General features: G+C 65.9%; 16 protein-coding genes, 1 tRNA gene and 4 pseudogenes. 18 read left to right on the top strand and 3 right to left on the bottom strand.

The window, feature by feature from the left end; all coding sequences use genetic code 11:
* From trpA to glmM, 3 genes and pseudogenes are all read left to right on the top strand, one after another.
* Positions 1–804: pseudogene (gene trpA, locus ACZK2V_RS16330) on the top strand (tryptophan synthase subunit alpha).
* 218 nt (positions 805–1,022) lie between these two features.
* Complete coding sequence (accD, locus tag ACZK2V_RS16325) at positions 1,023–1,898, top strand: acetyl-CoA carboxylase, carboxyltransferase subunit beta (protein ID WP_005410473.1); 876 nt, start codon at positions 1,023–1,025, stop codon at positions 1,896–1,898.
* A complete protein-coding gene (gene glmM / locus ACZK2V_RS16320) occupies positions 1,898–3,259 on the top strand; it encodes a phosphoglucosamine mutase (RefSeq protein ID WP_032128253.1) in 1,362 nt (453 codons plus the stop codon). Before accD ends, glmM begins: the two co-directional genes overlap by 1 nt.
* 81 nt (positions 3,260–3,340) lie before the next feature.
* Here glmM and ACZK2V_RS16315 read toward each other — a convergent pair whose 3' ends face one another.
* The 3 genes and pseudogenes from ACZK2V_RS16315 to ACZK2V_RS16305 all read right to left on the bottom strand — a co-directional run bounded on the left by ACZK2V_RS16315 (position 3,341) and on the right by ACZK2V_RS16305 (position 7,241).
* Entirely contained in the window at positions 3,341–4,198 is an 858-nt protein-coding gene (locus ACZK2V_RS16315; RefSeq protein ID WP_032128254.1) for a polysaccharide deacetylase family protein, read from the bottom strand.
* Positions 4,191–5,334 (bottom strand): annotated as a pseudogene (locus ACZK2V_RS16310) (glycosyltransferase family 4 protein). The gene ACZK2V_RS16315 and the pseudogene ACZK2V_RS16310 overlap by 8 nt, the downstream one beginning before the upstream one ends.
* Positions 5,335–5,354: 20 nt before the next feature.
* A complete protein-coding gene (locus ACZK2V_RS16305; RefSeq protein WP_486322588.1) occupies positions 5,355–7,241 on the bottom strand; it encodes a DUF3413 domain-containing protein in 1,887 nt (628 codons plus the stop codon).
* Between the two features lie 195 nt (positions 7,242–7,436).
* Here ACZK2V_RS16305 and ACZK2V_RS16300 point away from each other — a divergent pair, with 195 nt between their 5' ends.
* From ACZK2V_RS16300 to nuoK, 15 genes and pseudogenes are all read left to right on the top strand, one after another.
* Positions 7,437–8,372, top strand: a complete 936-nt coding sequence (locus ACZK2V_RS16300) for an isopenicillin N synthase family dioxygenase (protein ID WP_032128257.1) — start codon at positions 7,437–7,439, stop codon at positions 8,370–8,372.
* Positions 8,373–9,203: 831 nt separating this feature from the next.
* On the top strand, positions 9,204–9,959 hold the full coding sequence (gene tpiA / locus ACZK2V_RS16295) for a triose-phosphate isomerase (RefSeq protein ID WP_154264088.1): 756 nt from the start codon (positions 9,204–9,206) through the stop codon (positions 9,957–9,959).
* 31 nt (positions 9,960–9,990) lie between these two features.
* Entirely contained in the window at positions 9,991–10,428 is a 438-nt protein-coding gene (gene secG / locus ACZK2V_RS16290; protein WP_010486424.1) for a preprotein translocase subunit SecG, read from the top strand.
* A gap of 51 nt (positions 10,429–10,479) precedes the next feature.
* Positions 10,480–10,564: transfer RNA gene (locus ACZK2V_RS16285), tRNA-Leu, on the top strand.
* Positions 10,565–10,675: 111 nt separating this feature from the next.
* Positions 10,676–11,032 carry an NADH-quinone oxidoreductase subunit A gene (locus tag ACZK2V_RS16280; RefSeq protein WP_008265012.1) on the top strand — a complete coding sequence of 119 codons (357 nt, stop codon included), beginning with the start codon at positions 10,676–10,678 and terminating at the stop codon, positions 11,030–11,032.
* Positions 11,023–11,577, top strand: a complete 555-nt coding sequence (locus tag ACZK2V_RS16275; RefSeq protein ID WP_005410463.1) for a NuoB/complex I 20 kDa subunit family protein — start codon at positions 11,023–11,025, stop codon at positions 11,575–11,577. The genes ACZK2V_RS16280 and ACZK2V_RS16275 overlap by 10 nt, the downstream gene beginning before the upstream one ends.
* A gap of 33 nt (positions 11,578–11,610) precedes the next feature.
* Positions 11,611–12,360: pseudogene (locus ACZK2V_RS16270) on the top strand (NADH-quinone oxidoreductase subunit C); the annotation flags it as partial.
* Positions 12,355–13,660 (top strand): annotated as a pseudogene (locus ACZK2V_RS16265) (NADH-quinone oxidoreductase subunit D). The pseudogenes ACZK2V_RS16270 and ACZK2V_RS16265, both read left to right, overlap by 6 nt.
* 97 nt (positions 13,661–13,757) lie before the next feature.
* Positions 13,758–14,285, top strand: a complete 528-nt coding sequence (gene nuoE, locus ACZK2V_RS16260) for an NADH-quinone oxidoreductase subunit NuoE (RefSeq protein WP_006381132.1) — start codon at positions 13,758–13,760, stop codon at positions 14,283–14,285.
* A 4-nt stretch (positions 14,286–14,289) separates the two neighbouring features.
* Positions 14,290–15,630, top strand: a complete 1,341-nt coding sequence (nuoF, locus tag ACZK2V_RS16255) for an NADH-quinone oxidoreductase subunit NuoF (RefSeq protein ID WP_006381131.1) — start codon at positions 14,290–14,292, stop codon at positions 15,628–15,630.
* Entirely contained in the window at positions 15,627–17,861 is a 2,235-nt protein-coding gene (gene nuoG / locus ACZK2V_RS16250) for an NADH-quinone oxidoreductase subunit NuoG (RefSeq protein ID WP_006381130.1), read from the top strand. Before nuoF ends, nuoG begins: the two co-directional genes overlap by 4 nt.
* Positions 17,858–18,952: an NADH-quinone oxidoreductase subunit NuoH gene (nuoH, locus tag ACZK2V_RS16245; RefSeq protein ID WP_006381129.1), complete on the top strand. Its 1,095-nt coding sequence runs from the start codon at positions 17,858–17,860 to the stop codon at positions 18,950–18,952. Before nuoG ends, nuoH begins: the two co-directional genes overlap by 4 nt.
* A 3-nt stretch (positions 18,953–18,955) precedes the next feature.
* A complete protein-coding gene (gene nuoI, locus ACZK2V_RS16240; RefSeq protein ID WP_006381128.1) occupies positions 18,956–19,444 on the top strand; it encodes an NADH-quinone oxidoreductase subunit NuoI in 489 nt (162 codons plus the stop codon).
* Between the two features lie 9 nt (positions 19,445–19,453).
* On the top strand, positions 19,454–20,110 hold the full coding sequence (locus ACZK2V_RS16235) for an NADH-quinone oxidoreductase subunit J (RefSeq protein ID WP_032128645.1): 657 nt from the start codon (positions 19,454–19,456) through the stop codon (positions 20,108–20,110).
* Positions 20,107–20,412 (top strand): NADH-quinone oxidoreductase subunit NuoK, encoded by a 306-nt coding sequence (gene nuoK, locus ACZK2V_RS16230; RefSeq protein ID WP_005417921.1) that lies wholly within the window; start codon positions 20,107–20,109, stop codon positions 20,410–20,412. Before ACZK2V_RS16235 ends, nuoK begins: the two co-directional genes overlap by 4 nt.
* Positions 20,413–20,414 lie beyond the last annotated feature (2 nt).

Genomic DNA, 20,414 nt, shown 5'->3' with positions numbered 1-20,414 from the left:
ATGCCCGTATCCCGACTCGATGCCTGTTTCCTGCGTCTGCGCGAACAGCAGCGCAAGGCGCTGATTCCCTTCATCACCGCCGGTGATCCCTCGCTGGAGGCGACCGTGCCGGTCATGCACGCACTGGTCGAGGCCGGCGCCGACGTGATCGAACTGGGCGTGCCGTTTTCCGACCCGATGGCCGACGGCCCGACCATCCAGCGCAGCTCCGAGCGCGCTGGCGCGTGGTGCTGGCAGCCGCTACGTGCTGCAGGCCGTTGCGCGGTTCCGCGAGCGTGACGCTCAGACGCCGGTGGTGCTGATGGGCTACCTGAATCCGGTGGAGATCCATGGCTACGCGGCCTTCGCAACGGCAGCCGTGGAGGCAGGTGTGGACGGCGTGCCGCTGGTCGACCTGCCGCCGGAAGAAGCCGGCGAAGCGCAGCAGGCCTTCGATGCAGCGGGCCTGGCACTGGTCCTGCTGGCGTCGCCGACTACCAGCGAGGCGCGCCGACAAGCTGCTGGCGCTGGCCCGTGGCTACCTCTACTACGTCAGCTTTGCCGGTGTCACCGGCGCGTCCGAGCGCCTGGACAGCGATGCCGCCAGTGCCCGCCTGCAGGCCCTGCGCGCGCGCGCTTCGGTGCCAGTGGTGGCCGGCTTCGGCATCAAGGATGCCGACAGTGCTGCGGCGATGGCCCGCCAGGCCGACGGCGTGGTGGTCGGCAGCGCGCTGGTGGCGGCGCTGGCCGAAGCGGGCTCGGCTGAAGAGGCCGCACAGCGCTCGAACCTTCCTGGCTCCGCTGCGGCAGGCGCTGGACGCCTGAGGGGTAGTGCCGGCCGCTGGCCGGCACACGCCTGGGCCGCGTGTGCGACAAGGGTTGCCGGCCAGCGGCTGGCACTTTCCCGCACCTAAACGTACGTCCCAGCATGGTTTTTTCCGGCGGCCCCGTGTCCGGCAAGGGGGTGCACGGGCGGGGAAAGCGGAGCTAGACTGTCCGCCTTTGCGGCCCTTGGGCCGCCCTGAACGGAAGTGTCCTCCCGCATGAGTTGGCTCAGCAAGTTGATGCCGTCCGGCATCCGCACCGACAACACCCCCAGCAAGAAGCGCAGTGTCCCCGAGGGCCTGTGGGAAAAGTGCAGCAACTGCGGCAGCGCGTTGTACCGTCCGGAACTGGAAGAGAACCTGGAGGTCTGCCCGAAGTGCGGCCACCACATGGCGATCCGCGCACGTGCGCGCCTGGCCGCCCTGTTCGACGCCGACAGCACCACCGAGATCGGTGCGCGCCTGGGCCCGACCGACCTGCTCAAGTTCAAGGACCAGAAGAAGTACAGCGAGCGCATCAAGATCGCGCAGAAGAACACCGGCGAGTACGACGCGCTGATCGCCATGCGCGGCCTGCTCAAGGGCCGTGCGCTGGTGGCCTCGTCGTTCGACTTCGCCTTCATGGGTGGCTCGATGGGCTCGGTGGTGGGTGAGCGTTTCGCGCTGGCCGCCGAAACCGCGGTCGAGATCGGTGCTCCGTACGTGTGCTTCTCGCAGAGTGGCGGTGCGCGCATGCAGGAAGGCCTGTTCTCGCTGATGCAGATGGCCAAGACCTCGGCCGCGCTGGGCAAGCTGCGTGAAGCGGGCCTGCCGTATATCTCGGTGCTGACCCACCCGACCACCGGTGGTGTGTCGGCCTCGTTCGCGATGCTGGGCGACATCAACATCGCCGAACCGCAGGCGCTGATCGGCTTCGCCGGCCCGCGCGTGATCGAGCAGACCGTGCGCGAGAAGCTGCCGGAAGGCTTCCAGCGCTCGGAGTTCCTGCTGGAGCACGGTGCCATCGACCAGATCTGCGACCGCCGCGAAATGCGCGACCGCCTGTCCGATCTGCTGGCAATGCTGGGCCGTCAGCCGGCGCCGGAGGTGGCTTGATGGGAGGCCGCAAGTACTTCGGTACTGATGGCATCCGTGGGCGGGTCGGCCAGGGCGTGATCTCGGCCGACTTCGTGCTGCGCCTGGGCAATGCCCTGGGCCGTGTCCTGGTCGCCCAGCGCGGCCAGGACGGGCGCCGGCCGATCGTGGTGATCGGCAAGGACACCCGCATTTCCGGTTACATGTTCGAAGCGGCACTGGAAGCCGGCCTGGTCGCCGCCGGCGCCGACGTACAGCTGCTGGGGCCGATGCCGACCCCGGCGGTGGCGTTCCTGACCCGCACGCTGGGCGTGGACGCCGGCATCGTCATCAGCGCCTCGCACAACCCGCATTACGACAACGGCATCAAGTTCTTCTCGGCCCAGGGCGAGAAGCTCGACGATGCCACCGAACTTGCCCTGGAAGCGGCGCTGGACGTTCCGTTCACCACCGCCGAATCGGAGAAGCTGGGCAAGGCATCGCGTGCGCGTGAAGCGGTCGGCCGCTACATCGAGTTCTGCAAGGCCAGCGTGCCGCGCGCGTTCGACCTGCGTGGCGTGCGCCTGGTGCTGGATTGCGCACACGGCGCCACCTACCAGATCGCACCGCTGCTGTTCCGCGAACTGGGGGCCGAGGTGATCGGCATCGGTGCCGAGCCCAACGGCGTCAACATCAACGCCGGTGTGGGTTCCACCCATATCGACAACCTGGCGGCCAAAGTCCGCGAGACCCGTGCCGATCTCGGCATCGCGTTCGATGGTGATGGCGACCGTGTGCTGATGGCCGACGACCAGGGCAACCCGGTCGACGGTGATGACCTGCTGTACATCCTGGCCCGCGCCTGGAAGGACGAAGGCCGCCTGCGCGGCCCGGTGGTCGGCACGCTGATGAGCAACTACGGCGTGGAGAAGGCTTTCGCCGATCTGCAGATCCCGTTCGTGCGCAGCAACGTTGGTGACCGCTACGTGCACCAGGCATTGGTCGAAGGCGGCGGTGTACTCGGTGGTGAAGCGTCGGGCCATCTGCTGTGCCTGGACCGGGCCACCACCGGAGATGGCATCGTCAGCGCTCTGCAGGTGCTGGTCGCGCTGCGCAACAGTGGGCAGACCCTGCGCCAGGCACTGAAGGGCCTGGTGCGGGTGCCGCAGAAGACCGTCAACGTGCGCCTGGGCAATGTCTCAGCCAAGGCCACGGTGCAGTCTGAAAGCGTGCAGTCCGCGCTGGCCGTGGCGCAGCAGGCCGTAGCCGGCCGTGGCCGCGCGTTCCTGCGGCCGTCCGGTACCGAGCCGGTGGTTCGGGTCACCGTGGAAGCCGATGACGCTACGCTGATGCAGCAGACGCTGGACCGCTTGTCCGCTGCGGTGCGTGAAGCCGCCAGCTGAGGCGACTGCACATCCGTACAAAGAATGCGCCCCGGAATTCCGGGGCGTTTTCTTTTGCGGCGGCCCGGGAGGATGGCGTGCTCAGGGCCCCGGCACCATCTTCTTCTGGCGTGCCTTGAACCCATTGAACAGCGGCGCGATCAGCGGGTTGTAACTCAAGCGGATGCGCTTGCGCAGCCAGTTGGCCGGGCGGTTGCGGATCGCAAAACGATAGATGCGTTCCGGGTCGCCACCGATCACGTTGCGGCCGAACGGGTGGGTGGTGTGCAGGTAGCGGAAGCCCTGCTCGCGCGCCACTTCGATGTGATCCTGGTCGAAATCACCGTACGGCCAGCACAAGGTATCGGACACGTCGCCAAGCTTGTCCTGCAGGACTTCGCGCGAGATCGCCAGATCCCGGCTCAGGCCCGCACGGCGCTGCGCACGGTCCAGATCGTCACGGCGCAGCCAGCGGGTGTGGGTATGGGTGTGGCAATGCACTTCGAAGGTGCCGGCGGCGATGGCTGCACGTGCTTCGCTCCAGCGCATCATCACATCGTCACTGCGGTCCTGCTCGTAGATCGCCGCTTCGCAGCCGCGATGGTCCGGCGTCGACGGCAGCGTCGCTCCGGCAATGCCGGCATGCGGACGTTCCGGGCCTTCGCCCATCCAGCCGGTGACCACGAACACCACGGCATGCATGCCGTACTTCTGCAGGATCGGATGGGCATACACCCAGTTGTCCAGGTAGCCATCGTCGAAGGTGATGACGATCGACTTGCGCGGCACCGGCTTGCCGGCCAGGAAGCCGGCGTACTGGTCCAGCGTCAGTGAGGTCCAGCCATTGCCTGCCAGCCACGCGATCTGGCTTTCGAAGTTTTCCGGCGACACGGTGATCATGCCCGGCGAAGGGCTGACATGGTGGTGCATCAGCACCGGAACGGTTCGCGCATCAGCCATGTCCCAGCTCCTTCAGCCACTGGTGGTAGTAGTGTTCGGTGGCTTCACCGTGGCCGTCCGGCGTGAAGCGGTGTGCGCCGTGCATCCAGTCCCAGCCAGCGCGGCCCATCTGCCGCCGCCGTTCCGGGTCGTCCACCAGCAGGCGCAAGGCACCTGTCAGGGCGGCATTGTCTCCCAAACGGGTGAGGATCGCATTGCTGCCATCGACCACCATCTCCGGCACGCCACCCACCCGCGTGGCTACGATCGGTACGCCCACATAAGCCGCTTCCAGGAACACGGTGCCGGCCGCTTCCTTGTGCGAGGCCAGCGCGAAGATGTCGAAGCCGGCCATCAGCCGGCAGGCTCCATCGCGGTAGCCGAGCAGGTGCACCTGGCGCTGCAGGCCGTGCTCGGCGCACATCGCCTGCAGTCGTTCCGTCACGGCCTGGCCATCACCGACGATCACCAGGTGCAGGTCCGGGTTGGCCTTGCACAGCGGGATCATCGCCTGCAGCAGGTCGGCATGGCCCTTGGGCTCGCGCAGTACCGCCACGCAGCCGACCACGATGTCCTGTTCGCCGAAACCGAGTTCGGCACGCACCTGCGCGCGCGTCCTGCAGGCACTGCCAGGGATCGGCCTTGCGGATCTCGCTCCAGCGCGGCGGAACCGCGATCGGCGGCACGATGCCGATGCGCTCGGCCGGAATGCCACGGTCGGCCAGCAGCTGCTTGACGAAGCTGCTGACGGTCAACACCCGGTGCGGAAGCCCGGTATAGGTCAGCAGCGAATTGACCGGGCTCATCAGGTGGCGCGAGCGCACCACCAGCGGCGTGCCGCCCAGGCGTGCACCGGCGGCGGCGATCAGCGCATCGCGGCGGCTGGTGGTGTTGACCACGTCGTAGCGTTCGCGGCGCACCAGTCGCGATACCGACCACACGCCGCGCAGCAGGCGTGCCAGGCCTCCCATGCGCAGCGTATGCACGGTGAAACCGTCGTCGCGTGCCAGTGTGGCCAGGCGCGCATCGGGCTGGCACAGCAACGACACTTCATGGCCACGCGCGCGCATCACCTGCATGTGCCGGAAGATATAGATCTCCTGCCCGCCCATTCCCTTGGCGGCTTCGGTATGCAGGATACGCAGCGGACGGTTCATGCAGGATCGGTCCTTGAAGTTCAGCGGTTGCGGAAGCGGGTCAGCGCTTCCCATGCGGAGCGGATGGCGGCGGCGTCCGGTGCCTGCTGCGACAGCGGACGGTAGTGCCGGTCGAGCGCGGTGGCGTTGCCGAACTTGTCGAACACGTAGATGGCATCGCCATGGCGTACCGCGCGCATGCGACCACTCTCCACCACCAGCGCACGTTCGCTGGTGGTGGGCGCAGCCAGCAGGTCCTGGCCAGTACTGAAGTCGCTCAGGGCGTTCTCGCAGCCCAGTGCGTGGCGCATCAACGTCGGCACCCAGTCCTCATGCGAACTGGTGCGCATCTCATGGCCGCTGGCCTGGCCAGGCCAGTGCAGCACGAACGGCACCTGCAGCTGGTAGTCGGAGAAGTTGCCGTTGTGACCCCAGTAGTTCAGCTTGAGGTCGTTGAACTCTTCGGCATGGTCACCGGTGACCAGCACGATGGTGTTCTCGGCCAGGCCTTGTGCGCGAAGGTCGTCCAGCAGCGAGCCGACCAGGCTGTCGGCGTAGTGCACGGCGGTGCGGTAGCGGTTGAGCTCCGGCGTCGGGTCGTGGTCCGGGCCGAAGGACAGGAAGTCGATCTCCTTGGCCATCGGCGTGGCCACCGGCGGGTAGCTGGCGGGCAGGTGGTAGCCGGCGTGGGTGGAGTCGAGGAACACGAAGCCGAACCACGGGTGCTGCGCGGCCTGGCTGGTGCGGATGTCGTTCTGCAGCGCGGTGACGATGGCTGCGTCACGCTTGTCGGGTGTCAGGGCGGAGGGGCCCTGGTGCAGCTGGTCGCGTACGTCGGCGAAGGCGGTGCGGTCGAACTCCGGGCTGTACAGCGGCGCGCTGCCGTACAGGTGCAGGTCGTAGCCCTGCTGGCCCAGCACCTGGAACAGCTGCGAGCCGCGCTGTTCGTCCAGCATGCTCTGCCAGTAGCCGCCGGGCAGGCCGTAGAGCAGGCCGAACAGGCCGTAGCGAGTGGCGTTGCCGGTGCTGAAATGCTGGTCGTACACGCGCGAAGCCTGTGCCAGTGCCGTCGTATTGGGCATCAGCTGCGGCGTCATGGCGTCCTGGCGCAGCGACTCCAGCACCACCATCAGCACATTCGGCCGATGTGGGTTCTGGCAGCGCAGGGGCTGCAGCGGATACAGCAGCTGCGCATGGCGCGGGTCAGGCAGGCCAGCCTGCTGTTCGCTGACAACGCCCAGTTTGCGCATGAAGCTCTTGGCGGTGATCGGCTGCGCCCAGGGCAGGTAGTTCCACTGCGCGATGACGTCGCGGTCGCCGCGGGCATCGTAGTAGGCGGTGGCGACCTGGCCCCCCCCCATCAGCAGAGCGACCACCGCCCAGGCCTGCAGGACCCGGCGGCGGCGGGGCAGGGCGGGCAACAGCTTCCAGCATGCCCAGGCCAGCAGGCCTTCGGCGGCGAAGATGGCGGCGACCAGCAGTCCGGCCTGCAGCCAGGTTTTCCAGGACAACGCGACCTGGTCCTGCAGCGCGCCGCCGAACACCATGTTCACCACCATGGCATTGAGGTGGAACCGATACAGAGTGAAAACCTTCGCATCAACCAGCAGCAGGCACAGCCACAGGCCCTGCAGCAGCACGGCGCTGATGCTCAGCGTGCGCGTGCTGCGCTGCCACAGGCCCAGCAGCAGCGGCAGCAGGCCTGCGAGGGCACCGAAGGCGAGCAGATGCCCCGGCAGAGCGACGGACAGGTAAACCAGGCCGATTGCGCCACCGGGGTTGTCGGCCAGCGGTACGTTGCCGAGCGTGATCGCCATCGCCAGCAGCGCGTTGCCGGCCACGAACAGCGACCACCAGGCCAATCGGCGCCAGTGACGTGCCGTGCCGGAGGGCAGGGAGGTGTTGGCAGAAGGAGCAGCAGGGCGCATGAAGGACGGAGGCGGCAGGTGGAGCAGGGGCGGGAGTCCCGGTTGTGACGGAATCGTTAATCCGCGCGCGGGTTGCGCATTGTATCGGTTTGTTTCTTCGTATCGAGTGGCGTCCCCCGGGCGATCTGTCACAATGTTCAGGTGGGCCATGAATGCGCTGGCCCTTCCAGACCCAACGACAAGCCAGGAACCGCTGTGAGCCAGATCCCCACCCTCGACATCACCCGTTTCGACAGCGACCGCGAGGCCTTCGTGGCCGAGCTGGGCGCGGCCTACCGCCAATGGGGATTCGCGGGCATCCGCAACCACGGCATCCCGCAGGCCGACATCGACGCGGCCTACGATGCCTTCAAGGCCTTCTTCGCCCTGCCGGAGGAGGTCAAGCGCAAGTACCACGTGGCCGGCAGTGGCGGCGCCCGCGGCTACACCCCGTTCGGCGTGGAGACCGCCAAGGGCTCCAAGCATTTCGACCTGAAGGAGTTCTGGCACATCGGTCGCGAGATCGCCGACGACTCCAAGTACCGCGACGTGATGGCGCCGAACCTGTGGCCGACCGAGGTCGAGGGCTTCCGCGAGCGCGGTTACGGCCTGTACCAGGCGCTGGACAACCTGGGTTCGCGCGTACTGTCGGCGCTGGCCCTGCACATCGGCCTGCCGGAAGACTTCTTCGCCGACAAGACCAACTTCGGTAACTCGATCCTGCGCCCGATCCACTACCCGCCGATCACCACCGACGACATCCCGAACGTGCGCGCCGGCGCGCATGGCGACATCAACTTCATCACCCTGCTGGTCGGCGCCAGCGCCGCGGGCCTGGAAGTGCAGTCGCACGAGGGCGAGTGGGTGCCGTTCACCTCGGACGCGGACACCATCGTGGTCAACATCGGCGACATGCTGCAGCGCCTGACCAACCACGTGTACCCGTCGACCATCCACCGCGTGGTCAACCCCCCGGGTGAGCTGGCGCGCCAGCCGCGCTACTCGGTGCCGTTCTTCCTGCATCCGAACCCGGACTATCTGATCGACGTGCTGCCGTCCTGCATCACCCCGGAGAACCCGAGCCGGTACCCGGAGGCGATCACCGCCCATGGCTTCCTCGAGGAACGCCTGCGCGAGATCAAGCTGAAGTAATGAGAAGTGAGGCCGCCGAAAGGCGGCCTTTTTCTTTAGCAGGGCTGCGCCCCGCACCCGCAGAGGCCAAAGCCAAAGCCAAAGCCAAAGCCAAAGCCAAAGCCAAAGCGGCACTGGGATGTTCCGTGGGGAGGCGGGGAGGTGTCGGATGGCGGGGACGCCGTGAACCCGTCCTGGGGGCTTGGCCGCGGCATCCATGCCGCGGACACCCCGCCATCCGACACCTCCCCGCCTTCGACAGTTTCCCGGTGACGGTGGGTAAATCGCGATTTCCGGTAGGTGTCGACCTTGGTCGACACGGTAGATCCACGCCATGGGTGCGGGCAGCTATCCGCACTGCCGCTTTTGCTTTTGATCTTCTTATTTCTTTCCGTGGCGGGCGGAACCGCCGGAATGTGTCAGAGGCCGGGCGGGTGGGGCTGCGCAGGGGCGTGAGCCGCATGGGCCCGAGGCATGCCTCGGGCGCGTTGGGCAGGACGCCCCACCCGGGTCTTGCTCGTGTGTGCAGGACCGCGCCCACGAGCAAGCGGCGACCGAGCTTACAGGGGTGAGGGCGCTTTGGTTGCGAAGCACTGCTTCGCAAGCGCCAGAACGCACAGCCGCCAGCGGCTGGGCCGGGCCCCGGAGGGGGACTTGCAGCGCCCCCTGCGCAGTCCCACCCGCCCGGCCAAGCCCCAAATCCAACCGGGTTCTCCGCGACCAACCCAACCCCACCCCCGCCACGAGGGGCTGCGCCGTTGGCTGAAAATCCATGTAACCGCTTACACGGAAACGGATTTTTGCCGTAACGGGTATCATGCCCGGCTGACTTCACACAGGAGCCACCCGCTCATGCGCCGCAAGATCGTCGCTGGAAACTGGAAGCTGCATGGCAGCCGTCAATTCGCCAATGAACTGCTGGGGCAGGTCGCCGCCGGGCTGCCGCTGGAGGGGGTGGACGTGGTGATCCTGCCGCCGCTGCCCTACCTCGGGGAGCTGGTCGAGGACTTCGGCGAGACCGGCCTGGCCTTTGGCGCGCAGGACGTGAGCAGCAACGAGAAGGGCGCCTACACCGGCGAGGTCTGCGCGGCCATGCTGGTCGAGGTCGGCGCCCGCTATGGCCTGGTCGGCCATTCCGAGCGCCGCCAGTACCACCACGAAAGTAGCGAGCTGGTCGCGCGCAAGTTCGCCGCCGCCCAGCACGCCGGCCTGGTGCCGGTGCTGTGCGTGGGCGAGACCCTGGAGCAGCGCGAGGCCGGGCAGACCGAAGTGGTCATCGCCGGCCAGCTGGCGCCGGTGCTGGAGCTGGTCGGCGCGGCCGGTTTCGCCAAGGCCGTGGTCGCCTACGAGCCGGTCTGGGCCATCGGTACCGGCCGTACCGCCACCAAGGAGCAGGCGCAGCAGGTGCACGCGTTCATCCGTGGCGAAGTCGCGCGTATCGATGCTAGAATCGCTGATTCACTGCCCATTGTTTACGGCGGTAGCGTGAAGCCCGACAATGCCGGGGAACTGTTCGCGCAGCCGGATGTCGATGGTGGGCTGGTCGGCGGCGCCTCCCTGGTGGCCGCGGACTTCCTGGCCATCGCACGGGCGGCGGCCGCGAACTAATCCTAGAAGTTTTGTCCGAGGGCGGTTTCCAATGCTGATGTTGATCCTCAATGTCGTCTACGTGCTGGTCGCTGTGGCCATGATCGCGCTGATCCTGATGCAGCGTGGCTCGGGTGCGGCGGCAGGTTCGGGCTTTGGTGCCGGTGCCTCGGGTACGGTGTTCGGTGCGCGCGGCGCCTCGAACTTCCTGTCCAAGTCGACCAAGTGGCTGGCTGTCGTGTTCTTCGGCATCAGCCTCTTCATGGCCTGGTATGCCGGTCATGGCAGCCGCCCGGCGGCCGACCAGGATCTGGGCCTGATGTCCGCACCGGCGGCAGTCGCTCCGGCGGCTCCGGCGGGCGAACTGCCGGCCGTTCCGAAGGCTGATGCGGTCCCGGCCGCCCCGGTTCCGGCCGCGAATGTGCCGGCTCAGGCGGAATCTTCGGTTTCTGGTGAAGAAAAGCCTTCGGAAGGCTCCCAGAAAGACTGAAGCCGGTTACAATACGCGGCGCATCGGGAAGATAGTCTGATGTGATCGTTTGCCCAGGTGGCGGAATTGGTAGACGCACTACCTTGAGGTGGTAGCGACGCAAGTCGTAGGGGTTCGAGTCCCCTCTTGGGCACCATTTGTAAGTAAAGCGGGTTCGTCTGGCGCGCAAGGCGCCAGGCAGATTCCCGTCCACTCCCCCATGCCAAAGCGCCTGCAGGCGCGGCGGCAGAGGCAAGAGAGAATCGCTGTGCTGGCCGAATATTTGCCGTCTCTGCTGTTTCTGATCGTTGCCACCGGTATCGGCATTACGCTGATGCTGGTTGGTCGATTCCTCGGTCCCCGCCGCCCCGATCTGGAAAAGCTGTCGCCGTACGAGTGCGGCTTCGAGGCCTTCGAAGACGCGCGCATGAAGTTCGACGTGCGCTATTACCTGATCGCGATCCAGTTCATCGTCTTCGACCTGGAAATCATCTTCATCGTGCCGTGGACCCAGGTCTTCATGGAGCTGGGTGCCCGTTCGCTCATCACCATGGGCCTGTTCGTCGGCATGCTGTTCCTCGGTTTCATTTACGTCTGGAAGAAGGGAGCGCTGGAATGGGAGTGATTCAGACTCTCGATGGCCTCATGAACAACCCCACGCCGGAAGGCCGGGTTGATGACATCCTGCGGCCGGAAGGCGACAACCCGCTGCTGGAAAAGGGCTTCGTCACCACCAGCGTCGATGCACTGCTGAACTGGGCGCGCACCGGCTCGATGTGGCCGATGACCTTCGGTCTGGCCTGCTGCGCGGTCGAGATGATGCATGCCGGCGCCGCGCGCCTGGACCTTGACCGCTACGGCGTGGTGTTCCGCCCGTCGCCGCGTCAGTCCGACGTGATGATCGTGGCCGGTACCCTGGTCAACAAGATGGCCCCGGCGCTGCGCAAGGTCTACGACCAGATGCCGGACCCGAAGTGGGTCATCTCGATGGGTAGCTGCGCCAATGGTGGCGGCTATTACCACTACTCCTATTCTGTGGTGCGCGGCTGTGATCGCGTGGTGCCGGTGGACGTCTACGTCCCGGGCTGCCCGCCGACCGCCGAGGCGCTGGTGTACGGGATCCTGCAGCTGCAGAAGAAGATCTGGCGTACACAGACCATCGCCCGCTGACCCCTTCACCTGACAAGAGCGCGCCAAGCCCCCATGGCAGAGCAAGCATCCTTCATCGACCGACTCTCCGCACGTTTCGCAGGTGCGAAGGTCATCGTGGTCGAACCCCGCGGCGAAGTGACGCTGGAAGTGCCTGCCGCCGAGTGGCACGCCACCGCCCTGGCGCTGCGTGACGAGTTTGGTTTCGAGCAGGCCGTGGATCTCTGCGGCGTCGACTACCTCGGTTATGGCTCCGACGAATGGGACACCGCCGACGTGTCCTCGCAGGGCTTCAGTCGTGGCGTCGAAGGCAAGGCCCAGGGCCGTTTCGCGTGGGGCGAGTTCCCCACCGAGGAAAACGGCGCCGACGGTGCCCGCCCGCAGCACATGCCGACCCAGCGTTTCGCCGTGGTCGCCCAGCTGCGTTCGTACCAGCACAACCTGATGATGCACCTGCGCTGCTTCGCCCCTGACGAAGCGCTGCCGGTGGTGTCCTCGCTGACCGGCATCTGGCCGGGCCTGAACTGGTTCGAGCGCGAAGCGTTCGACCTGTACGGCGTGATCTTCGAAGGCCACCCGGACCTGCGCCGGATCCTGACCGACTACGGTTTCGTCGGTCATCCGTTCCGCAAGGACTTCCCGCTGATCGGCAATGTCGAAGTCCGCTACGACGAAGAAAAGAAGCGCGTGATCTACGAACCGGTCACCTCGGTGGAGCCGCGTGTCGGCGTGCCGCGCGTGATCCGCGACGACGCCCGTCTGCAGACCGCAGAAGGTGAGCGCGCAGGAGGCAGTGAAGTGAGCCACGTACACCAGGCCGGCGAAGCATTCGCCAGCAACGCCGCCGAGAGCCGGCAGGAAATCCGCAACTACACCATGAACTTCGGCCCGCAGCATCCGGCCGCTCACGGTGTGCTGCGCCTGATCCTGGAAATGGACGGCGAAACCATCATGCGCGCCGACCCGCACGTGGGTCTGCTGCACCGTGGTACCGAAAAGCTGGCCGAGTCCAAGCCGTTCAACCAGTCGATCGGCTACATGGATCGCCTGGATTACGTGTCGATGATGTGCAACGAGCACGCCTACGTGCGCGCGATCGAGACCCTGATGGGCATCGAAGCGCCGGAGCGTGCGCAGTACATCCGCACCATGTACGACGAAATCACCCGCATCCTCAACCACCTGATGTGGCTGGGCTCCAACGCGCTCGACCTGGGTGCGATGGCGGTGATGCTGTATGCCTTCCGCGAGCGCGAAGAGCTGATGGACTGCTATGAAGCGGTCTCCGGCGCGCATGCACGCGGCGTACTACCGTCCGGGCGGTGTCTACCGCGACCTGCCGGACCACATGCCGAAGTACAAGGAATCGCGCTGGCACAAGGGCAAGGCGCTGAAGCAGCTCAATGCTTCGCGCGAAGGCTCGCTGCTGGACTTCCTGGAGAACTTCACCGTCGAGTTCCCCAAGCGCATCGACGAATACGAAACCCTGCTGACCGACAACCGTATCTGGAAGCAGCGTACCGTCGGCATCGGCGTGGTCACTCCGGAGCTGGCCCACCAGTGGGGCATGACCGGCGTGATGCTGCGTGGCTCGGGCGTCGCCTGGGACCTGCGCAAGAAGCGCCCGTACGCCAAGTACGATGCCGTCGATTTCGACATCCCGCTGGGCAAGGAAGGCGACTGCTACGACCGCTACCTGGTCCGCGTTGCCGAAATGCGCGAGTCCAACCGCATCATCAAGCAGTGCGTGGCATGGCTGAAAGCCAACCCCGGCCCGGTGATGGTGAAGAACTTCAAGGTTGCTCCGCCCAGGCGCGAGGACATGAAGGACGACATGGAAGCGCTGATCCACCACTTCAAGCTGTTCAGCGAGGGCTACTGCGTGCCGGCCGGCGAGACCTACTCGGCGGTGGAAGCCCCGAAGGGCGAATTCGGCTGCTACCTGGTCTCCGATGGCGCCAACAAGCCGTTCCGCGTGCACCTGCGTGCGCCGGGCTTCGCCCACCTGTCCTCGATCGATTCGGTCGTGCGCGGCCACATGCTGGCCGACGTGGTGGCGATGATCGGTACCTACGACCTGGTGTTCGGCGAGGTTGACCGGTAATGCCGTCCGCCACGCCAACGCCCGCTGCAGGCAGCCGGCGCAAGCCGGCGCCGCAGTTTCTGGAATTTCACGTTATGCATTTCGCTGAGGTCGGCCGATGAAGGCGACAGGTAATTTCGAGGCGGCGCGCGACGTCGACCCGATGGTGGTGCTGAGCGACAAGACCCGCGCTCACATCGATCACTGGCTGTCCAAGTTCCCGCCGGACCGCAAGCGCTCTGCCGTGCTGCAGGGCCTGCATGCGGCCCAGGAGCAGAACGAGGGCTGGCTGACCGACGAACTGATCGCCGGCGTGGCCAAGTACCTCGACCTGCCGCCGGTGTGGGCCTACGAGGTCGCCAGCTTCTACTCGATGTTCGAGACCGAGAAGGTGGGCCGCAACAACGTGGCCATCTGCACCAACATCAGCTGCTGGCTCAATGGCGCCGAGGACATCGTCCGCCATTGCGAGAAGAAGCTGGGCATCAAGCACGGTGAATCGACCCCGGACGGCCGCGTCTACCTCAAGCGCGAGGAAGAGTGCCTGGCCGGTTGTGGCGGCGCGCCGATGATGGTCATCAACGGTCACTACCATGAGCGTCTGACCCTGGAAAAGGTCGACGAGCTGCTGGACGGGCTGGAGTAAGGGCATGGCACATCACCACGAATCCAAGGGTCCGGTCGGCCCCGCGCCGCTGCCGCACCAGGTGGTCTACACCACCCTGCATTACGACACCCCGTGGTCGTACGAAAGCTACCTGAAGACCGGTGGCTACGCCGCCCTGCGCAAGATCCTCGAAGAGAAGATCCCGCCGGAGCAGGTCATCGAGATGGTCAAGGCCTCGGGCCTGCGTGGCCGCGGTGGCGCAGGCTTCCCGACCGGCCTGAAGTGGTCCTTCATGCCCAAGGGCAACATGCAGAAGTACATCCTCTGCAACTCGGACGAATCCGAGCCGGGCACCTGCAAGGATCGCGACATCCTGCGCTACAACCCGCATTCGGTGGTGGAAGGCATGGCGATCGCCTGCTACGCCACCGGTTCGACCGTGGGTTACAACTACCTGCGCGGTGAGTTCCACCACGAGCCGTTCGAGCACTTCGAGCAGGCCCTGGCCGACGCCTATGCAAATGGCTGGCTGGGCAAGAACGTGATGGGCTCGGGCGTGGACATCGACATCTACGGTGCGCTGGGCGCCGGCGCGTACATCTGCGGCGAAGAAACCGCGCTGATGGAATCGCTGGAGGGCAAGAAGGGCCAGCCGCGCTACAAGCCGCCGTTCCCGGCCAACTTCGGTCTGTACGGCAAGCCGTCGACGATCAACAACACCGAAACCTATGGTTCGGTGCCGGCGATCATCCGCAACGGTCCGGAGTGGTTCAAGGGCCTGAGCCTGACCGCCAACGGCGGTCCGAAGTGCTTCTCGGTGTCCGGCTGCGTGCAGAACGGCGGCAACTTCGAAGTGCCGCTGGGCACCAAGTTCCACGACCTGCTGGAAATGGCCGGTGGCCTGCGTCCGGGCCGCACCCTCAAGGGCGCGATCCCGGGCGGCGTGTCGATGCCGGTACTGACCGCGGCCGAGCTGCAGGATCTGCCGATGGACTACGACACCATCCGTGCGCTGGGCTCCGGCCTGGGTTCGGGTGCGATCGTGGTGCTCGACGACAGCGTCTGCTGCGTCAAGTTCGCCTGCCGCATCAGCCAGTTCTTCCACAAGGAATCGTGCGGCCAGTGCACCCCGTGCCGTGAAGGCACCGGCTGGATGCACCGCGTGCTGGAGCGCATCGTCGCCGGCAAGGCCACGATGGAAGACCTGCACCAGCTGAAGGCGGTGGCCGGCCAGATCGAAGGCCACACCATCTGTGCGTTCGGTGAAGCGGCTGCATGGCCCATCCAGGGCTTCCTGCGCCAGTTCTGGGACGAATTCGAGTACTACATCGTCAACGGTCATTCGATGGTTGACGGCAAGAAGGTGGAGGCAGCCGCCGCATGAGCGCGCAACCCGTAAACCCGAACGTGCCACCGGATCACGTGACCATCGAAATCGATGGCAAGTCGCTGGTCGTGCCCAAGGGTTCGATGATCATCCAGGCGGCCGACAAGGCCGGCATTTCGATTCCGCGCTTCTGCTACCACGAGAAGCTGCCGATCGCCGCCAACTGCCGCATGTGCCTGGTGGACGTGGAGAAGTCGCCGAAGCCGGCGCCGGCCTGTGCCACCCCGGTGATGGATGGCATGAAGGTCGCCACCCGCAGCGAGAAGGCACTGAAGTTCCAGCGCTCGGTGATGGAGTTCCTGCTCATCAACCACCCGCTGGACTGCCCGATCTGCGATCAGGGCGGCGAGTGCGAGCTGCAGGACGTGTCGCTGGGCTATGGCCGTTCGGTCAGCCGCTTCAACGAGCGCAAGCGCGTGGTGCCGGACGAGGACATGGGCCCGCTGGTCGCCACCGAGATGACCCGCTGCATCCAGTGCACCCGTTGCGTCCGCTTCACCGCCGACGTTGCCGGTACCTATGAACTGGGTGGCATGTACCGCGGTGAGAACCTGCAGATCGGTACCTTCGACGGCAAGCCGCTGACCACCGAGCTGTCCGGCAACGTCGTCGACGTCTGCCCGGTCGGCGCGCTGACCAACAAGGTGTTCCAGTTCCGCGCCCGCCCGTGGGAACTGACCGCGCGCGAATCGCTGGGTTACCACGACGCGATGGGTTCGAACCTGTTCCTGCACGTGCGTCGCGGCGAAGTGCTGCGCACCGTGCCGCGCGACAACGAAGCGGTGAACGAGTGCTGGCTGTCCGACCGTGACCGCTACTCGCACCAGGGCCTGTACAGCGAAGACCGTGCGGTCAAGCCGCTGCGCAAGGTCAATGGCGAGTGGAAGGAAGTGAGCTGGGCCGAAGGCCTGGCCGCGGCCGCCGAGATCCTCAAGGCCAACCAGGGCGACAACCTGGGCGTGCTGGTGCACCCGTCCACCTCGAACGAGGAAGGCGCGCTGCTGGCCCGCCTGGCCAAGGGCCTGGGCTCGAGCAACATCGACCACCGCATCAACAACCGCGATTTCTCCGACGCCGCAACCGCCGAAGTGTTCGGCCTGCCGCTCGCCGAGATCGAAGGCGCCGACCGCATCGTCGTTCTGGGCAGCAACATCCGCCACGAACTGCCGCTGCTGCACGCCCGCCTGCGCAAGGCGCAGACCACCAACGGCGCGAAGATCCACGTCGTCAACCCGGTGGACTTCGACTTCGCCTTCAGCATCGCCGGCAAGCAGATCGTCGCGCCGTCGAAGTTCGTCGACGCGCTGGCCAACGCCGAGCTGCGTTCGGCGGTGCAGGGCGGCAACAACACCGTGCTGATCGTCGGTGGCATCGCCGAAAACCATCCGCAGGCTGCCGCGATCCGCGCCGCCGCGCGTGACTTCGCCGCTGCGACCGGTGCCAAGCTGTGCCGCATCCCGCAGGGTGCCAACGCCGTTGGCCTGACCCGCGCAGGCGTGCTGCCGGCCGGCAAGGACGTCGCCGCAATGCTGGCGCAGCCGCGCCAGGCCTACGTGGTGTACGGCCTGGAGCCGGGTCTGGACTTCGCCGACGCCCCCGCCGCGCGCAAGGCGCTGGTCGGCGCCAAGGTGGTGGCCTTCAGCCAGTTCGCCTGCGTCTCCACCCGCGACGTTGCCGACGTGATCCTGCCGATCGGTGCGCTGCCGGAAATCGACGCCACCCTGACCAACCTCGATGGTCGCGAGCAGTCGGCGCGTGCCGGCGGCAAGCTGCCGGGCGAGGCCCGTGAGGGCTGGCGCGTGCTGCGCGCCCTGGGCGGTGAGCTGGCGGTAGCCGGTTTCGACTTCACCGACCTGGCCGGCCTGCGCGCCAGCCTGGCCCCGGTGTCGGTCGCCGTTGCCGCCTCGGCACAGCCGGTGGTTGCCGGCGAAGGCCTGGAAGTGGCTTCGACCGCCGCGATCTACCGCACCGATGCGGTGGTCCGTCGCGCCCCGGCGCTGCAGTCGCATCCGCTCAACAACGCCCCGCGCATCGTGCTGAACGCTGAAGATGCCGCTCGCCTGCAGCTGCAGGAAGGGCAGATGGCCAAGGTCGGCACCGATGCCGGCAAGGCCACCCTGCCGGTGGTGATCGACGCCCGCGTCGCTGCGGGTTCGGTCTGGATTGAATCGGGCCACGGCGCGACTGCGCCGCTGGGTGCCGCTCGCGTAACGGTGGTGGCTGCATGAACGAATTGCTGTTGAACGCGGTCGATCCGCTGCACCAGTGGCTGCTTGGCCTCGGTGACATCGGCGCGCTGATCTGGATCATCCTGAAGATCCTGGTGATCACCGTTCCGGTGATCATCTCGGTGGCCTTCTACGTGGTCTGGGAACGCAAGCTGATCGGCTGGATGCACGTCCGCCACGGCCCGATGTACGTGGGCATGGGCATCTTCCAGGCCTTCGCCGACGTCTTCAAGCTGCTGTTCAAGGAAGTGGTCCAACCGAGCAGCGCCAACAAGGCGATCTACCTGCTGGCCCCGCTGATCACCCTGGCTCCGGCCTTCGCGGCCTGGTCGGTGGTCCCCTTCGATTCGCAGATCGTGCTGTCCAACGCCAACGCCGGCCTGCTGTACCTGCTGGCGATGACCTCGCTGGGCATCTACGGCATCATCCTGGCCGGTTGGGCATCCAACTCGAAGTATGCGTTCCTGGGTGCGATGCGCGCCTCGGCGCAGATGATCAGCTACGAAATCGCCATGGGCTTCGCCCTGGTCGGCGTGATGATCGCGTCGGGCAGCCTGAACCTGAGCAACATCGTGATGGCGCAGGCTGGCAATTCCGGTTTCTTCGACTGGTTCCTGCTGCCGCTGTTCCCGCTGTTCGTCATCTACTGGGTGTCGGGCGTTGCCGAAACCAACCGCGCGCCGTTCGACGTGGTGGAAGGTGAATCGGAAATCGTCGCTGGCCACATGGTCGAGTACTCGGGCGGTGCGTTCGCGCTGTTCTTCCTGGCCGAATACGCCAACATGATCCTGATCAGCTTCCTGATCTCGATCTTCTTCCTCGGCGGCTGGCTGAGCCCCATCCAGGGCTGGGTCAACTTCGGCGACGTCTCGCCGCTGGTCGACTGGATCTGGAAGGGCGGTGCACCGTGGCTGTTCGTCAAGGTGTTCTTCTTCGCCAGTGCCTACATCTGGTTCCGTGCAAGCTTCCCGCGCTTCCGCTATGACCAGATCATGCGCCTGGGCTGGAAGGTCTTCATCCCGCTGGCCATTCTGTGGATCGCGGTTACCGCCGTCATGGTGTTCTTCGGCGTGATTCAAAAGGGCGTCTAAGTGATGAACAGGATTACCCATTACTTCAAGAGCCTGCTGCTGCTCGAACTGCTGGGCGGCCTTTGGCTGACGCTGAAGTACAGCTTCAAGCCCAAGTACACGATGATGTACCCGATGGAGAAGTTCCCGCAGTCGCCGCGCTTCCGTGGACTGCACGCCCTGCGCCGTTACCCCAACGGTGAAGAGCGCTGCATCGCCTGCAAGCTGTGCGAAGCGGTGTGCCCTGCATTGGCCATCACCATCGACTCGGCCAAGCGCGAAGACGGTACCCGCCGTACCACGCGCTATGACATCGATCTGTTCAAGTGCATCTTCTGCGGCTTCTGCGAAGAAAGCTGCCCGGTGGACTCGATCGTCGAAACCCACATCCTCGAGTATCACTTCGAGAATCGTGGCGAAAACATCGTTACCAAGCCGCAGCTGCTGGCCCTGGGCGACCGTCTCGAGTCCGAGATCGCCGAGCGTCGCGCCGCCGATGCCGCTTACCGCTGAGGTCGAGAGATGGATTGGGTAAATATCGCTTTCTGGGTGTTCGCCATCGCGGCAACGGTTTCGGCCGGTGCGGTGATCAGCGTGCGCAACCCGGTTCACGCCGTGCTCTGCCTGGTGCTGACCTTCTTCTCCATTGCCTGCGTGTGGCTGCTGGTCGGCGCCGAGTTCCTCGGCGTGGCGCTGGTGCTGGTCTACGTCGGCGCGGTGATGGTGCTGTTCCTGTTCGTGGTGATGATGCTCGACATCGACCCCACCAAGCTGCGTGAGGGCTGGGTCCGCTACCTGCCGGTCGGTCTCATTGTTGCCGTGGCGATGCTGGTGCAGATGCTGATCCTGATCGGCGTGAAGGGCAGGGCGGTGAACCCGTTCCCGGCCGACAACGCCGCCGCGGTCGCTGCCGACAGCTCCAACGTCACCTGGCTGGCGCGTACGCTGTTCACCGAGTACCTGCTGCCGTTCGAGTTCGCCGCCGTCATCCTGACCGTGGCCGTGGTTGCCGCCGTGATGCTGACCTTGCGCCGCCGTACCGGCGTGAAGAGCCAGAACCCGGGTGAGCAGACCATGGTCAAGGCCGGCCAGCGCCTGCGCATGGTCAAGATGGGCGCCGAAGCGCCGGTCGTGCACAGCAACAGCAAGCCGGCCGCCGGCGAGGAGACCCAGCCGTGATTACCCTTGGCCACATCCTTGCGCTGGGCGCGGTGCTGTTCGCCATCAGCCTGGCCGGCATCTTCCTCAACCGGAAGAACGTCATCGTCCTGCTGATGTCGATCGAACTGATGCTGCTGTCGGTGAACATCAACTTCGTCGGCTTCTCGCGTCAGCTGGGCGATCCGTCCGGCCAGCTGTTCGTGTTCTTCATCCTGACCGTCGCCGCCGCGGAAGCCGCCATCGGCCTGGCGATCCTGGTGACCCTGTTCCGTACCCGCCGCACGATCAATGTCGGCGAAGTCGATTCGTTGAAGGGCTGATC

It is taken from the genome of Stenotrophomonas sp. 93052_Sma, from assembly GCF_056481145.1.
This window is presented reverse-complemented; position numbering and strand designations above follow the sequence as displayed.

Bases quoted from the DNA above. Each gene is read 5' to 3' on its own strand.
- accD (WP_005410473.1), top strand. From the start codon at position 1,023: ATGAGTTGGCTCAGCAAGTTGATGCCGTCCGGCATCCGCACCGACAAC.
- glmM (WP_032128253.1), top strand. From the start codon at position 1,898: ATGGGAGGCCGCAAGTACTTCGGTACTGATGGCATCCGTGGGCGGGTC.
- ACZK2V_RS16315 (WP_032128254.1), bottom strand. From the start codon at position 4,198: ATGGCTGATGCGCGAACCGTTCCGGTGCTGATGCACCACCATGTCAGC.
- ACZK2V_RS16305 (WP_486322588.1), bottom strand. From the start codon at position 7,241: ATGCGCCCTGCTGCTCCTTCTGCCAACACCTCCCTGCCCTCCGGCACG.
- tpiA (WP_154264088.1), top strand. From the start codon at position 9,204: ATGCGCCGCAAGATCGTCGCTGGAAACTGGAAGCTGCATGGCAGCCGT.
- secG (WP_010486424.1), top strand. From the start codon at position 9,991: ATGCTGATGTTGATCCTCAATGTCGTCTACGTGCTGGTCGCTGTGGCC.
- ACZK2V_RS16275 (WP_005410463.1), top strand. From the start codon at position 11,023: ATGGGAGTGATTCAGACTCTCGATGGCCTCATGAACAACCCCACGCCG.
- nuoE (WP_006381132.1), top strand. From the start codon at position 13,758: ATGAAGGCGACAGGTAATTTCGAGGCGGCGCGCGACGTCGACCCGATG.
- nuoF (WP_006381131.1), top strand. From the start codon at position 14,290: ATGGCACATCACCACGAATCCAAGGGTCCGGTCGGCCCCGCGCCGCTG.
- nuoG (WP_006381130.1), top strand. From the start codon at position 15,627: ATGAGCGCGCAACCCGTAAACCCGAACGTGCCACCGGATCACGTGACC.
- nuoH (WP_006381129.1), top strand. From the start codon at position 17,858: ATGAACGAATTGCTGTTGAACGCGGTCGATCCGCTGCACCAGTGGCTG.
- nuoI (WP_006381128.1), top strand. From the start codon at position 18,956: ATGAACAGGATTACCCATTACTTCAAGAGCCTGCTGCTGCTCGAACTG.
- ACZK2V_RS16235 (WP_032128645.1), top strand. From the start codon at position 19,454: ATGGATTGGGTAAATATCGCTTTCTGGGTGTTCGCCATCGCGGCAACG.